Origin of the sequence: Sebaldella termitidis ATCC 33386 (assembly GCF_000024405.1) — a bacterium.
Classification (GTDB): domain Bacteria; phylum Fusobacteriota; class Fusobacteriia; order Fusobacteriales; family Leptotrichiaceae; genus Sebaldella; species Sebaldella termitidis.
Genome location: NC_013517.1, coordinates 2,587,284 through 2,603,024, shown reverse-complemented (window position 1 = coordinate 2,603,024; position 15,741 = coordinate 2,587,284). Strand labels below are relative to the sequence as shown.

Genomic DNA, 15,741 nt, shown 5'->3' with positions numbered 1-15,741 from the left:
ATCAGCAGTATAAAATTTTGGGCAAGTGTGGAAAGACACTTGCTTTCTGCTGTTTTACTAAGCTCTCCTGTAAACAAAAACTTTACAAATGCTGACTTTTATTGTACTATTATTTTGAGTTATCAGAATATATGAAAATAAAAAAACAGGAGGAACAACAATGAAAAAAGTATTAATTTTAACAGCAATATTATCAGCATTTTCATTTGCAGATGATATTAAAGAATTAAAATATAATACTGGTTATGCTGGAGGAAATTTGGACAATTCCAGACTACAATACAGCCAGTTTATAAATGAAGTATCCGGTAAAGTTTCCCTTGATGACGAATGGAAAGGTCTGATGTTTAATTTTGATGTGTCTAAACGTAATTTTTATGACACAAATCAAGATGCCGGCGGAGACACTTGGGATACAGATTTCAACATTATGAAAACTCAAGCAATAGGTAATATAGATATGGAATGGACTCTGGGATTTAAATATGGAAATTCGGATAATATGAAAATAGGATATCTGGATGGCTTGATACCTTTGAAGCAGTTAAACGGACACGGCTATGAATTTTATTTCGGGCCTACAATAGCTTTTAAAATTTTTGGCCAGCAGGCTTCATTTACTCCAAGAGCAGTATATTATAATGATTCTGACAAATATACAAGAGATTATAAGGATCAGGGAACAGAAGGGATAGGAGGAGACTTTGACCTTGCTGTAGGCGGATCACTGGCAGAAGGAAGATTCGGAGGTTTGACTTACGGGGTACAGTTAAATAACCATTTGAGAAAACCGACTAATGCAAAAGGAAGCGGGTCAGATAAAAATAATTCGGTATATTTGAACTATATAGCAATACTAACTTATTCTTCACCTAGATATTATGGTTTTGGATTTGATCTTAACGTATTTAACCAGTGGGAGAAATTTACCGGGGATGAAGAAAGAAATAACGGTTTTTATGTGTCGCCTAAACTGCTTTATACTCATACTTTTGACACAAAAATCGGGAAATTTACGGTAAATCCTTATGTGAGCTATAATGTGGTGGATGAACAGGACAGACAGATAAAATATAAGAATAAGTTTCTTGACTATGATGGAAATAAGGAATTAACAGGAGGTATTCAGTTTAGTCTGAACCGGGAATAAATAGAGAGAATACTGCCTTGAATTTTATTTTGAGGCAGTATTTTTATAAAAATTCTAAAAATCATCAGAATTTTATTTTTATAACTGATGATAAGGAGTTGAAGAAAATAATGAAAGCATTGGATGATAATTTATTTAATAAAATCAATAGTTTAAAAAAGAGCTTTACTGCTTCGGAAACAAAAGTATTTAATTATATTGAAAAGAATCCTGAAAGTGTAGTACGCATGAATATAAGGGAGCTTTCAAATGCAATCGATACAGGTGAAACAACAATTATCAGATTTTGTAAGAAAACAGGCTTTAAAGGATATAATGATTTTAAAATTTCATTGATAAGCAGTCTCAGTAAGGAGAAGCAGAGCAATAAGTATAAAATAGATATTCTTGCAGATGAAAACTATAATTCTATTGCAGAAGGTATTTATAATAATTCATTTAATGTATTGAAAGATACTTTAAGCCTTATTAACAATGAAATATTGGATAAATGTATAAATCTTATAAATAATGCAAAACATATAGAGTTTATAGGAATAGGGCACTCTAATCTTACAGCACAGGATGCAAAATATAAATTTCTGAGAATAGGAAAAAGTGTAGCTTCTCATTCTGATCCGCACTTATTTAAGATGGCTGCCTCTATTTCCGACAGGGAAGATGTCATTATAGGAATATCGCAGACTGGGGAAACCAGAGAGGTTATTGATTCACTGCAGAGTGCCAAAGTCAGGGGAGCTAAAACTATAGCAATTACAAATAATGACAAAACTGAGATTACCAAATATGCGGATTATGTATTACTGAACGGCTTTAACGAAGAGCTTCTTGAAACAGGATCATTTTCTGAAAGAATATCACAGCTTTTTATTATAGAGCTCTTATATTTGGGAGTACTTTCCAAGAATAAGGATAAGGCTATGGAGCTAAAGGATCTGACAATAAAAGCAGTAACATAATTAATATAATCAGGGGAAATACAGGGATATTTATAAGTTTTATAATAAAATCACAGCAAATAATAAAGAGGCTTTTGTGTAAACAGCCTCTTTTATTTATCCGCCTAAATAAGCTTTTTTAATATCATCGTTGTTAGCAAGTTCATTAGCATCACCAGACATAATTATTTTGCCAGTTTCCAAAACATATGCTCTGTTAGCTATAGAAAGAGCCATATGTGCATTTTGTTCAACAAGAAGTATAGTAACGTTGTTTTCTTTATTTATTTTTTCAATGGTTTTGAAAATCTCCTGAACCAGAATAGGAGCCAGTCCCATAGAAGGCTCATCCATAAGAAGCAGCTCGGGACGGGACATTAAGGCTCTGGCAATTGCAAGCATCTGTTGTTCTCCGCCGCTCATGGTACCTGCGAGCTGTTTTTTTCTTTCTGCAAGTCTTGGGAACATATCAAATATATTATTAAGATCTTTTTTTATTTTATCTTTATCATTTCTGATAAAAGCCCCCATTTCAAGATTTTCCAAAACAGTAAGATTGGTAAAGATTCTTCTGCCTTCAGGGACATGTGCCATACCAAGTCCAAGAAGCTTATGAGCTTCCTTATTGGTAATATTCATTCCGTTTAATGATATTTCACCGGATCTGGGTGTAATCAATCCTGAAATAGCATGAAGCGTAGAAGTCTTACCGGCACCATTGGCACCTATCAGAGTAACTATTTCACCCTTTTTTATTTCAAATGATATATTTTTTATGGCATGTATTGCGCCATAATAAACATTTAGATCATTTACTTCTAAAATATTCACTTATTTTCCTCCTAGTGTTTTGTCTAACAGATATTTTACTGAAAATACCTGCACCTCATCAATATTAAAAGCGACAAAATGGAAATGAGATAAGGTATTAATAATTGTATTATTCCCCAAGATAAGCTGTAATTACTTCAGGATTATTCTGAATTTCCACAGGTGTACCCTGTGCAATAATTTTTCCAAAATTCAGTACATACAGCCTTTCACATATTCCCATTACCAGATCCATATCATGTTCAATAAGTAAAATAGCAATTTCAAATTTATCTCTTATCAGCTGAATTGTTTCCATTAATTCTTTGGTTTCCTGAGGATTCATTCCTGCAGCAGGCTCGTCAAGAAGCAGAAGTTTCGGATTCGTAGCCAGTGCTCTTGCGATCTCTAGTTTTCTCTGCTGACCGTAAGGAAGATTCCCGGCAAGCAGATCTGATACTTTATCAAGATCAAATATTTTTAAAAAATCCAGAGCTCTTTCATCGGCACTTTTTTCTTCCCTCCAGTATTTCGGCAGTCTTAAAGTAGCTGTGACTACAGAATATTTCAGGTTACTGTCAAGAGCGAGCTTAACATTATCAAGAACTGAAAGATTCTTAAATAATCTTATATTCTGAAAAGTTCTTGCCAGTCCCAGATTAATAATCTGAGGAGTGGAAAGCTTTTCAGTATCGATACCGTTTACATTGACACTGCCGCTGGTAGGTTTATAAACACCAGTTAAAAGGTTAAAAAGTGTAGTTTTACCGGCACCGTTTGGTCCGATAAGACCGATCAGCTCTCTGTCATTTAGCTCTATATTAACATCGTCGACTGCTTTCAGCCCTCCAAAGGATATACATAAGTTCTTGGTTTCTAATAAAGACATATACTACCCCTTTCTCGCTTCATTATTCTTTTTTCCCGGAAATAATTTTTTTATGATACCATTAAGACGGAATTCACCTGTACCGAGAAGTCCGCTTGGTCTGAATATCATAATAAAGATCAGTACCAGTGCATAAAAAGCATATCTTCCCTGCTGTACATACATTCCGATGTTTGAAGGAAAAAAGTTAGCAAAACTTCTTAATGATTCATTCAGAATCGTAAGAAGCGAAGCGGAAACAATAGCACCTGTAATACTTCCAAGACCGCCCAGAACAACCATAACAAGTATATCAATAGAAAATACAAAGTTAAACTGCAGAGGCTCAAGAGTAGGATAGCTGTGTGCCAGAAGCGCACCTCCCACTCCTGCAAACATTGCAGATATAGTAAAGCCGAAGAGCTTTATTTTATTAATGGGAATTCCTATATTTTCTGCGGCTATTTCATCTTCTCTGATAGAAAGAACAAGTCTCCCGTATCTTGAAGTCATTATCATTGTTATAATAATAATACAGATAACTACAATCCAGTATATTGATGTAAATGTAGTAATCTGCGGGATTCTTCTGATTCCAGCTGCTCCTCCGAGAAAATCAAGGTTTTGTATAGTGAACTTTATCATTTCACCAAATGCAAGTGTGATTATCGCAAGGTAATCTCCCTTAAGTCTTAATATGGGAATACCTACAAGAAATCCAAAGAAAGCTGCAAATAATCCGCCTATAATACAACCGAGAATAAGTCTCACAGCATCATTAGGCACAGAGGTAAAGACATATTTAGTGAACATGACACTGCTATATGCTCCGACAGCTATGAATCCTGCATGTCCCAGACTCAGCTGTCCCATGAGTCCCACAGTGATATTAAGACTGACTGCAAATAATACATAAATAAATATATTACACAGGATCGTAGAATAGTAAGAATTAATCTGTACTATAATCTGCAGGAGAAAAAATAAAATGACAATAAGTATAGCAGAGAGTATATATGTTAGTTTTTTTATATTTTTTTTATCCATTTATCTCACCTATACTTTCTCTTTTATATTTTTTCCAAACAATCCGCTTGGTTTGAATACAAGGATCAGAATAAGAATTCCGAAAACTATAACATTAGCCCATGTTGATGAAATATAAGCCTTGGAAAAATTTTCTATTAATCCCATAAGATAGCCGCCGATCATAGCTCCGGGAATACTTCCTATACCGCCGAACACTGCTGCGATAAATGCTTTAAGTCCCGGCATCATTCCCATATACGGTTCTATCTGAGGATAAGTAAGGCTGTAAAGAACACCGCCCAGTGCTCCAAGTGCAGATCCGATAGCAAAAGTAATACTTATAGTGGAATTCACATTGATCCCCATAAGTCTTGCCGCATTATGATCTTCGGAAACAGCTCTTGTAGCTTTTCCTAATTTTGTATTTTTGATAAAAAAATTCAATACAAGCATACAGATAATAGTGGAGAAAATAGTTACCAGTGTAAGATAACTGACTTTCAGAGATCCGATGCTAATTGTGGCACTTGAAAGATAAAAAGGAATTTTATCCTGCGGTATAACTTTGGAATCAGCACCCTGAAATACAAGGAAAACACTTTCCAGAAAGAAGCTCACACCAATTGCGGTAATAAGTGCGGAGATTCTCGGGGAATTCCTAAGGGGCTTGTATGCAAGACGGTCAATAAGCACTCCCAGCAGCGAGCAGACCATTACAGATACTAAAATAGCTGCAATCAAAGGCATGTTATATTTAGTTACGCATGTAAAAGCCGTATAGGCGCCGACCATTAGTATATCGCCGTGTGCAAAATTTATTAGTTTAACTATACCGTAAACCATGGTATATCCAAGAGCAATAAGGGCATATATGCTTCCAACCTGCAAACCGTTTATCACCTGCTCAAGGAAAGTTTTTAAAATACTCACGTTATTAATTCACCTCATTTTAAAAAGTATAAAAGAAGATAGCACAGCTATCTTCTATAGTAATACCCAATAATTAAATTTATTATTACAATGTTTTATTCAGCTTTTTCTTTTAGAGTCAGCTTACCATCTTTAATTTCAATAATATCTGCTATTTTTTTAGGATCATTATTTTCGTCAAAAACAAGTTTACCAGTTACAAGATCTAAATCAGTAGCTTTAAATGCTTCGATTAATGAATCTGCTGAAGAATCCTTAGCAGTTTTAAGTGCATTGGCAATAATTTCTACAGTGTCATATCCTAAGGCAGCAAATAAAATAGGATCTTTTTTATATTTTTCATTATAAGCTTTTATGAAATTCTGAACAAGCGGACTTTCATCATTAGCAGCATACTGACTTACAAATAATGCCCCGTCAGTAACAGCAGCAAAGTTAGTCTGTACTCCGTCCCATCCGTCTCCGCCTAAAAACTGTGCATTAATTCCAAGCTCTTTTGCCTGTGTAGCAATAAGACCTATAGTTTCATAGTAATCAGGAATATAAATAGCATCTACATTAGCATTTTTAATGTTAGTAAGGATAGATTTGAAATCCTTGTCTTCTTTAGTATAAGAATTCTCTATAATTTCAGCTCCGCCTTTTTTAGCTTCTTCTATAAATGACTGTGAAAGACCTGTAGAGTAATCATCTGATTTATTAGTAAGTACTGCTATTTTTTTGAAACCTTTAGCAGTGGCGTATCTTCCCATAACAGCTCCCTGAAAAGGATCTGTAAAAGTAGTTCTGTATACATATTTTTTTCCGCCTGTGATATCAATATTAGTACCAGTCGGAGTGATCATAGGCATTTTATCCTTTTCTGCAAGTTCTGCAATTGCATTCGACGGAACAGAAGTAACTGCTCCTATAATCATATCCACTTTGTCATTGGAAACTAATTTTTTATATGCATTAACGGCTTCTTTAGCGTCCCCTTTATCATCTACAGTGATAAGTTCAAGTTTTTTCCCGTTTATTCCACCCTGTGCATTGATTTCCTCAATTTTCAGTTCGACACCCTCTTTAGTGGCTATTCCATATTGGGCAACACCGCCTGTGAGCGGACCGATGAACCCGATCTTAACAACAGTTTTGTCCTCAGTTTTTGTTTCGGTACCGGCAGCGGCTGTATCAGCATTTTTCCCGCAGCTGACTAAAGTCAATGTAGCTATAGCCAGTAATGAAAATAGCTTTTTCATATAATTCCTCCTCATTTGAATATATAATTTTATTATAATCTGATAATTTTAACAAAAGAAAGTTTTACTGTTTAAATTTATCTGAAAACATTAACATAAAAATTCAATTTGTTACGTAATTATAACATTAGTTTATGTATAGGAAAAATATTTAATATTTATCCTAGTATTCATTTTTTAAATGATTATGCAGTTATTAGATTTTAGCCAGAGATTTTGAGTAATTATAATACTTTCTTTATAAGAAAAAATATCAGTATAAAAAAATAAACATAAGTTTTATTTATGCTTGGATTCTATAAAATATGTTTTTGAGATTGTTGACTTTGTAACAGCGTATATGCTAATATTTATTTATGATTCTAATGTGGAACTGCATATTTCAAATGACACAGTCAGAGATACATTAAAATTAATTATTGAGTAGGATAGTAGGATAGTAGGTAATTGCAGAAAATTTTTAAGTAGTAAGAATGTAGGATTGCATCAGATTAAGTTATTTTTAGATCTGGGCACATTATAAGTAGGTACTTAGAAAGAGGGCTTGATTTTATGTTTTTTTTAATAAGCCTAAGATTATGTTAATTACTCAAAAATATTAATTTAGTTAATAAATATCCTAGCTCTCTATATACTGCATTAGAGAGTTTTTTTAAAACAAAAAATACTAAAACAGGAGGCAATTATGATTTTAAAAGTGGACGGAAAAATTCCGAGAGAAATACTGGAAAGACTGATAAAAAAACTGGAAGAGGACTTAAATGTGGAGGTATATCCCACAGTAGGCAAAGATTTTACTATACTGGGATTAGTGGGAGACACAAGTGTGATTGATATAAAACATGTAAGTTCTTTTGAATACGTAGTTGACGTACAGAGAATTCAGGATCCGTTTAAGAGAGCCGGGAGACATTTTAAGCCTGAGGATTCTATAATAGAAGTAGGCGGAAAAGTAAAAATAGGTGGAAAAGATCTGGTAATGATGGCGGGACCGTGTTCGGTGGAAAGCGAAGAGCAGCTTCTGACTATAGCAAAAGCGGTAAAAAAAGCCGGAGCAAATATGCTGAGAGGCGGAGTAGTAAAGCCGAGAACATCACCATATGCATTTCAGGGAATGGGTATGGAAGGTATAAAGCTTATGAAAAAAGCCAAGGAAGAAACAGGACTTCCTATAGTATGCGAAGTTATGTCTATAGAACAGCTTCATGAGTTTGGTCCGCATCTGGATATGATTCAGCTTGGTGCAAGAAACATGCAGAATTTTGATTTACTGAAGGAAGTAGGAAAAACTAATATACCTGTCCTGCTTAAAAGAGGACTTTCAGCAACAATAGAAGAATGGTTAATGTCAGCAGAATATATAATGGCAGGCGGAAATGAAAATGTCGTATTATGTGAAAGAGGAATAAGAACATATGAAACTGCATACAGAAATGTCCTTGATCTAAATGCCGTTCCAATGCTGAAAAGCAAAACGCATCTTCCTATCGTAGTAGATCCTGCACACGGAACAGGAAAATGGTGGATGGTAAAAGATCTGGCAAATGCCGGGGTAGCAGTAGGTGCTCATGGTCTGATGGTAGAAGTGCACCATAAACCCGAAGAAGCTTTTTCAGACGGACCGCAGTCATTGAAACCGGAAAAATTCGAAGAGCTGATGACAGAAGTTCAGAAGGTAGCAGAAATTTTTGGTAAAAAATTCTTTTAGATTTTTAGGATACCTCTCTCATTAAATATTTTTTTGAGGGAGGTAAAAATATATATACAGGACAGGAGAAAGAATGAGACTGGAAGATATTGCCATAACTGTAGTGGGATTAGGAGTTGTCGGCGGTTCGTTCGCTGAAGGACTGAAAAAGGCCGGTGCAGGAAAAGTATACGGAATAGACAATAATTTGGAAACTTTGAAAAAAGCAAAAAAATCAGGAATAGTAGATGAAGCATTTGAAAATGGAAAAATTCCTCTTCCTAAAACTGATCTTGTAATTATCTCGTTATATCCGGAGCTTCTTGAGACATTTATACTGGAAAATAATGAATATTTTAAGGAAAACAGCATTATTACAGATGTAACCGGCATAAAAGGAAAAGTTCTCCGTGAAGTAAAGCCCAAGCTGAGGAAAGATATAGATTTTATTTTAGGACACCCCATGGCCGGGAGAGAGAAGAGAGGAATAGACTACGCTGACAGCGGTGTATTCAAAAATGCCAATTATATTCTTATAAAAGCTGATAATAAAGAAAAAAATATTAATCTGATGAAAGAAATAATAGAAAAGCTGGGATTTAAGAATATAAACTTTCTGGATACTGAAGAACACGACGAAATAATAGCTTTTACAAGCCAGCTTACACATGCTATAGCTGTATCACTAATAAACAGTGATGACAATAAATATGATACCAATAAATTCATAGGAGACAGTTACAGGGATTTAACAAGAATTGCAAAAATAAATGAGGATTTATGGGCTGAATTATTTTTGGGAAATAAAGATAATCTGCTTTTTATGATAGAAAAATTTGAAAAAAGACTTGATGTTTTGAAAGAAGCAGTCAAGAGTGAAGATATAGAAACTCTGAAAAAGGAATTTAGGGAATCATCAAGAAGAAGAGAGCAGATTACCTGATTTCTAAAAAATGTATTTCAGAAACTTTTGAAACAATCAGGGATAAAATTTTTAAACAGTATGGGTTTTGTGATATAATAAAATCGTAAATCATTATCTTGGGCAATTATGGAGGTTAATATTTTATGGCTGAATTTTATAAAAAAATTATCGGGGAAAGATGTTACCTTAGTCCGATAAGCATGGAGGACGTACCTAAGTATACAAGCTGGCTGAATGATTTTGAAGTAGTAGTTTCTACTACTTTATACAGCAGAATTGTAGATGTGGAAGCTGAAAGTGCTGCACTGGCAGAACTGAAAAAGGGTTACAACTTTGCAATAAGGCTGAATCAGACAAATGAGCTTATAGGAAACATAGGACTGAATGATGTGGATTTTTTGCACAGAACTGCGGAACTGGGAATTATTATAGGTAACAAAACATATTGGAAGCAGGGGTACGGTAAAGAGGCAATTGAGCTTTTACTGGATTTTACATTTAATATTCTAAACATAAAAAATGTTTATCTGAAAGTTTATGAGTTCAATGTTCCGGGAATAAAGCTTTATGAAAAAGTAGGGTTTAAGATTGCCGGAAGACTGAGGAAAGCACTGGAAATAAACGGAAACAGATATGATTTGATATTAATGGATATATTAGCCGAGGAATATAAATCAGTTTATGTGGATAAAGTATTTGCAAAAAGATTTGGAGTTGTGAAAGAATGAGAGAATTGCATGTTAATCTGGGAGAAAATTCTTATGATATTCTTTTTGGCAGTGGACTGCTGAAGAACCTTCCGGAATATATAAAGAGAGTTTATAAAGGAAAAAAATTATTTATAATAACAGATAATAATGTAGAGAAATATTATAGAGAACAGCTGGAGACCATACTGAAAGACTATGATTTCACTTTTTATATTCTGGAAGCCGGTGAAAAATCCAAAACTTTGGATAATGTAGCTAAAATCTATAAGGCAATGATAAACAGCTCTCTTTCCAGAGATGATCTTGTGGTCGCATTTGGCGGGGGAGTAACGGGGGATATAGCAGGATTTGCAGCAGCTACTTATATGAGAGGGGTTCCGTTTATTCAGATTCCCACTACATTACTGTCACAGGTAGACAGCAGTGTCGGAGGAAAAGTAGGTGTGGATCTGGTAGAAGGGAAAAATCTTGTAGGTGCTTTTAATCAGCCTAAAATAGTGCTGATTGATACATCTGTACTTAAAACACTCACAGACAGATATTTTTTTGACGGTCTTGCGGAAGTGGTAAAGTACGGCTGTATACATGACGAAAATCTGTTTTCACTTTTGGAAGGGCTGAAAAACAGGGAAGAGGTAATGGAACACATTGAAGATATCCTGTTCAGATCATGTGATATAAAAAGGGAAGTAGTAGAGGAAGATGAAAAAGAGCATGGTCTCAGAATGATATTGAATTTCGGACATACTGTCGGACACGGACTGGAACAGTACTATAATTATGAAAAATATACACACGGGGAGGCAGTTTCTCTGGGGATGATAGAAATACTGGAAACAGGCGAGAGGGAAGGGATAACAGAAAAGGGTACTCTTGAAAGAACAAAAAAACTTCTTATGCAGCTGAATCTGCCGGTGGAAGATAAATATAACAGAGAAGATGTCATCAAAATAATGAAAAGAGATAAAAAGAATAAAAAAGGCGAAGTAAATTTTGTAATGATAGAAAAAATCGGGAAACATAAAATAGTAAAAATAAAAGAAGAAAAAATGTATGATTTTCTTTATAAAAACAGATAAAACGGAGGAAAAAGCTTGGAAATAAAGATTATACCCACAAAATTAAAAGGAGAGATTAATATACCGCCGTCAAAAAGCTATTCTCACAGAGCAGTAATAGCAGCATCACTTACAGATGGTGAAAGCCGTATAGGGAATCTGAATTTTTCTGTAGATATTCAGACAACAACAGATATAATGAAAAATTTCGGGGCAGTAATAGAGCAGGGGGAGGATTACCTGAAAATAACCGGGAATCAAGGAAATGTAACAATAGAAAATAATTATATCCAGTGTAATGAATCAGGGTCTACGATAAGATTCATAATACCGATAGCTTTAAGCCGGAATAACGGTCAGCTTACAATTGACGGAAAAGGAAAGCTCATAGAAAGACCTTTTGATACATATTATAAGATATTCGACAAACAGGGAATAAGCTATAAAACTACTAACGGAAAGCTTCCTTTATATATAGAAGGCAGTCTTAAAGCTGATACATTCGAGGTAGAGGGGAATATAAGCTCGCAGTTTATAACAGGTCTTTTATATACCTTGCCGCTATTGGACGGAGATTCGGAAATTGTGATAAAAGGGCCTCTGGAGTCCAAAGGGTACGTTGATCTGACGCTGAAAATACTGGAAATGGCAGATATAGAGGTAAAAAACAATGATTATAAAAGTTTTCTTATAAAAGGAAACCAGACTTATAAAGGATTCGACTATACAGTAGAGGGGGATTATTCTCAGGTTGCCTTCTGGATAGTGGCCGGTATATTAAGTGAGGAGATAAACTGCAAAAATGTATATAAGGATTCCCTTCAGGGTGACCGGGCAATAGTGGAGATAGTACAGAGAATGGGTGCAAATCTTGAGATAAATGATAAAAATATAAAGGTTTTTCCCGGGAAAACTAAAGGAACTGTAATAGATGTATCCCAATGTCCCGATATAGCTCCGGTGCTTACAGTACTTGCAGCACTAAGCGAAGGAGAGACAAGAATCATAAATGCCGAACGTTTGAGAATAAAAGAATCGGACAGAATAACTTCCATGAGAACCGAACTGAATAAACTCGGGGCTGATATAAGAGAGGAAGGAGATACTCTGGTAATAAACGGCGTAGATGAATTAGAAGGCGGAGTAACTGTAGATTCATGGAATGATCACAGAGTAGCAATGGCACTGGCAATAGCTTCTATAAAATGTAAGAACCCTATTCTTATCACAGATGCAGGTGCTGTGAGAAAGTCTTATCCGAACTTTTGGAATGATTTTGTAAGTATGGGCGGAAAAGTCGGAGAAATTTAATAAAAAATATAAGGGGTAATTTATATGAAAAAAGTATTGGCCGTGTTATGGTTAATAATTTCTGTTATAAGCTTTTCTGCTGTGAGAGAAAGTTCCGAAGTTAAGGAAATAATAAATAACAAAGTAATTGAAGATTTCGGGAAAGCAGGTTTATTTGACGTGGTAAGAAATGCTACATTCTCGGAAAAAGAAAAGAGAATCCTGAAAAATTATTATTATTCATTTCTTCTTGAAGATCTGGATGAAGAGAAAATGAATGTTAATCCTGACTCTGTAAAAAAATACAGAAATCTGGCAATAGCAGAAGATAAGGACGGGAAGTACGAAGAAACTGCTTATGAGCTTTTTGTTTATGACGGATTACTGGGTGCAGCGGGCGGAGATATGAAATATTATAAGTGGATGGCTTCATATATGGAAGCATTTTATAAAGAATATCCGTTTTTGATAAATTATTCTCTGGTTAAACCTAATATATACACTATTTATGAAAAAAATCTTGATGAAGCTTTGAGATTATACACACAAATGGAAACCGGATATCCGATTCCGGAATTAAAAAACTTCTATCTTTTTATGGCATATTCAGGGAAAAGTATGGCTTATCTGCAAAAAGAAGATTATGAAAAATCACTAAGTGAATTTTATAAACTGACGGAAATTACTGATTATCTTAAGGATGACGGTTCTATGGCACTTTATTCATATTCATACACAAATTTAAATAAAGAAAAGCCAAAAAAAGCTCAGGAATTTTATAATAAATTAAAAAAATCCGGATATGAACTGTACTTATTAGATGATGAAGCACTAAATGAAATAAAAGACGGTTTTGATCTGATTTATAAAATTAATAATTAACAAAATTATTTAGTTTAAGGGGATAAAACATGAATAATTTAAAAACACTTGTGGAAAAAAGCAGAGAAAAGAAAGCACTTGATGAATTTATTGGAGCAGTATATAAAAAAGACGGTGAAATAAAGTTTCGTTTTAGAAAGGATTATGAGAATCTTTTTGTTCCTGCCCCGTTATATAATGAATTTTTGGGCGGGAAAAATTATAACGGAGTGATAGCCTTTATAATAGAAAGTCCTCATATATACGAATTTAAAATAGATATAAATCTTTATCCTGAGGGAAGATACAATGCACGGCCGCTTAATAATCCCAGTACGAAAAAATATCTGAAAAAAATGGTAGAGGGGCCTTTGAAAAGTTTTTTTTCTGACAGGATAAAAGAGGGGGAAATATATTTGTTTCTTATAGTAAATTCAATACAGTATCAATGTTCGCTCGGAGAAAAAACTGATAATTACAGAGATTTGCTTTTTGTGGCAAACTGGATAAAAAACTGTAAGGCAGACTTTTTAGGGAGAATAGAGCAGTATTCACCGGACTTATATATAAATTCATGTACCAAAGGGAATATAAATAAAAAATTTTTAATGGATAATTTTAAACTGGATGTTTCAGAAGAGAAAAACAGCTTTTTATGCGCAAAGGAAACAAGAGGAATCCTGACACTGCAGGATATAGTAGAGTCTGCTTTGGAAATAGAAGGTATGATAAACAAGGGGAATTATTTGAAGTATAATCATCCAAGTTACTTTGTATATCAGGAAGCAAGGGGAAATGGAAATGTATTTTATCCTGCACCAAAATTTCTTGATGAAAACAGTATAATATATTTTGGGAAACAGAAAAAAACAGGCAGTAATCAGGGACTATTCTGATAAGAAAAATAAACAGGAGGTAATAGATGAGTACAAACTGGGGTAGAAATTACAGAATTTCTATTTTCGGAGAATCACACGGGAAAGCCTTAGGTGTTAATATAGACGGAATACCGGCGGGAACTAAGCTGGATTTAGACTTTATCAAAGAGGAAATGCAAAGAAGGGCACCGGGAAAATCAGAATTTTCTACACCGAGGATGGAAAAGGACGAATTTGAGATACTAAGCGGATATATTAATGAACTTACTACAGGAACTCCTTTATGTATGATAGTAAGAAATACAGATCAGAGATCAAAGGATTATTCTGAACTGGCTCAGAAAATGAGACCCGGACATGCTGATTACAGCGGTTTGATGAGATATAAGGGCTTTAACGACATAAGAGGAAGCGGTCATTTTTCCGGAAGAATAACAGCATCGATTGTATTCGCAGGAGCAATCGCAAAGCTGATTCTTAAAGAAAAAGGAATTCATATAGGAGCACATATAAAAAGTATTTTTGATACAGAAGACAGGGGATTTGAAAATAAAGACAGAAATCCAGAAGTTTTTGAAAGTCTGAGACAGGAATTTCTTCCTTTCCTGAATAAAGAAATAAGAGTTCCTCTGGAAAATAAAATAAGAGCAGTAAAAGATGAAGGGGATTCTGTAGGCGGAGTGGTAGAGATTTCTGTAATAGGTATGCCGGCAGGAGTGGGAGATCCGTTCTTCAATTCTGTGGAAAGCGAGCTGGCTTCTATGATGTACTCTATACCGGCAGTTAAAGGACTGGAATTTGGAGCAGGATTTGCGATAGCTGGAATGCTGGGCTCTGAAGCAAATGATGAAATGTACTTTGATGAGGATGAAAACATTAAAACATATACAAATAATAACGGCGGAATAATAGGGGGAATAACAAACGGCGAGCCTGTTAACTTTAAGGTGGCAATAAAGCCTCCTGCCTCAATCAGCAAAAAACAGAAAACAGTAAATATAGTAACTAAAGAAAACACTGTTCTGGAGGTAACAGGAAGACACGATCCGGTAATAGTTCCCAGAGCTGTAGTAGTTCTGGAGTGTGCTACGGCAATAGTAATGCTGGACTGTCTGCTTGAAGCTGAGAAGAATAAGGGATTATAATAATTTAGTTTTTTAATGTATAATAACGATTGGGGAATATTTATTTAAGATGATTTAATTGTAAATGGTCACTGTATTGGTGTTGTATTTCTTTGGATAATCAGCTTAAAACATCACTGCATTTCTTTGCTCTTCCAGATTAGAGCAAAGAAATATTCATTATTATCTGCCGATTATCTATGAATTTAGCACTGGAAATCTATTTTTTGAAGGGGTAAAAA

The 15,741-nt window shown here is 34.5% G+C and carries 15 protein-coding genes; 10 read left to right on the top strand and 5 right to left on the bottom strand.

Annotated elements, in window-relative coordinates; translation table 11 throughout:
* Positions 1-160 precede the first annotated feature (160 nt).
* Positions 161-1,150, top strand: coding sequence for a hypothetical protein (locus tag STERM_RS11970; RefSeq protein ID WP_012861881.1), 990 nt, complete (start codon positions 161-163; stop codon positions 1,148-1,150).
* A gap of 110 nt (positions 1,151-1,260) precedes the next feature.
* Positions 1,261-2,109, top strand: a complete 849-nt coding sequence (locus STERM_RS11965; RefSeq protein ID WP_012861880.1) for a MurR/RpiR family transcriptional regulator — start codon at positions 1,261-1,263, stop codon at positions 2,107-2,109.
* 96 nt (positions 2,110-2,205) lie between these two features.
* Here STERM_RS11965 and STERM_RS11960 read toward each other — a convergent pair whose 3' ends face one another.
* The 5 genes from STERM_RS11960 to STERM_RS11940 form a co-directional block, all read right to left on the bottom strand.
* Complete coding sequence (locus tag STERM_RS11960; RefSeq protein ID WP_012861879.1) at positions 2,206-2,919, bottom strand: ABC transporter ATP-binding protein; 714 nt, start codon at positions 2,917-2,919, stop codon at positions 2,206-2,208.
* Between the two features lie 109 nt (positions 2,920-3,028).
* Positions 3,029-3,787 (bottom strand): ABC transporter ATP-binding protein, encoded by a 759-nt coding sequence (locus STERM_RS11955; protein ID WP_012861878.1) that lies wholly within the window; start codon positions 3,785-3,787, stop codon positions 3,029-3,031.
* Between the two features lie 3 nt (positions 3,788-3,790).
* Positions 3,791-4,813, bottom strand: a complete 1,023-nt coding sequence (locus STERM_RS11950) for a branched-chain amino acid ABC transporter permease (RefSeq protein WP_012861877.1) — start codon at positions 4,811-4,813, stop codon at positions 3,791-3,793.
* Between the two features lie 9 nt (positions 4,814-4,822).
* Entirely contained in the window at positions 4,823-5,719 is an 897-nt protein-coding gene (locus STERM_RS11945) for a branched-chain amino acid ABC transporter permease (RefSeq protein WP_041310796.1), read from the bottom strand.
* 101 nt (positions 5,720-5,820) lie between these two features.
* Positions 5,821-6,966 (bottom strand): ABC transporter substrate-binding protein, encoded by a 1,146-nt coding sequence (locus STERM_RS11940; RefSeq protein ID WP_012861875.1) that lies wholly within the window; start codon positions 6,964-6,966, stop codon positions 5,821-5,823.
* A 685-nt stretch (positions 6,967-7,651) separates the two neighbouring features.
* Between STERM_RS11940 and aroF the strand changes: the two genes are divergently transcribed.
* The 8 genes from aroF (at position 7,652) to aroC (ending at position 15,520) form a co-directional block, all read left to right on the top strand.
* Positions 7,652-8,674: a 3-deoxy-7-phosphoheptulonate synthase gene (gene aroF / locus STERM_RS11935; RefSeq protein ID WP_012861874.1), complete on the top strand. Its 1,023-nt coding sequence runs from the start codon at positions 7,652-7,654 to the stop codon at positions 8,672-8,674.
* Positions 8,675-8,747: 73 nt separating this feature from the next.
* Positions 8,748-9,596, top strand: coding sequence for a prephenate dehydrogenase (locus STERM_RS11930; RefSeq protein WP_012861873.1), 849 nt, complete (start codon positions 8,748-8,750; stop codon positions 9,594-9,596).
* A 125-nt stretch (positions 9,597-9,721) separates the two neighbouring features.
* Entirely contained in the window at positions 9,722-10,306 is a 585-nt protein-coding gene (locus tag STERM_RS11925; protein WP_012861872.1) for a GNAT family N-acetyltransferase, read from the top strand.
* On the top strand, positions 10,303-11,367 hold the full coding sequence (aroB, locus tag STERM_RS11920; protein ID WP_012861871.1) for a 3-dehydroquinate synthase: 1,065 nt from the start codon (positions 10,303-10,305) through the stop codon (positions 11,365-11,367). The genes STERM_RS11925 and aroB overlap by 4 nt, the downstream gene beginning before the upstream one ends.
* Before the next feature lie 15 nt (positions 11,368-11,382).
* Positions 11,383-12,657 (top strand): 3-phosphoshikimate 1-carboxyvinyltransferase, encoded by a 1,275-nt coding sequence (gene aroA, locus STERM_RS11915; RefSeq protein WP_012861870.1) that lies wholly within the window; start codon positions 11,383-11,385, stop codon positions 12,655-12,657.
* Between the two features lie 24 nt (positions 12,658-12,681).
* Positions 12,682-13,518, top strand: coding sequence for a hypothetical protein (locus tag STERM_RS11910; protein WP_012861869.1), 837 nt, complete (start codon positions 12,682-12,684; stop codon positions 13,516-13,518).
* Positions 13,519-13,547: 29 nt separating this feature from the next.
* The gene (locus STERM_RS11905; protein ID WP_012861868.1) at positions 13,548-14,393 is read left to right on the top strand and encodes a hypothetical protein; all 846 of its coding nucleotides are present in this window, start codon (positions 13,548-13,550) and stop codon (positions 14,391-14,393) included.
* A gap of 26 nt (positions 14,394-14,419) precedes the next feature.
* Positions 14,420-15,520, top strand: a complete 1,101-nt coding sequence (gene aroC / locus STERM_RS11900) for a chorismate synthase (RefSeq protein WP_012861867.1) — start codon at positions 14,420-14,422, stop codon at positions 15,518-15,520.
* Positions 15,521-15,741 lie beyond the last annotated feature (221 nt).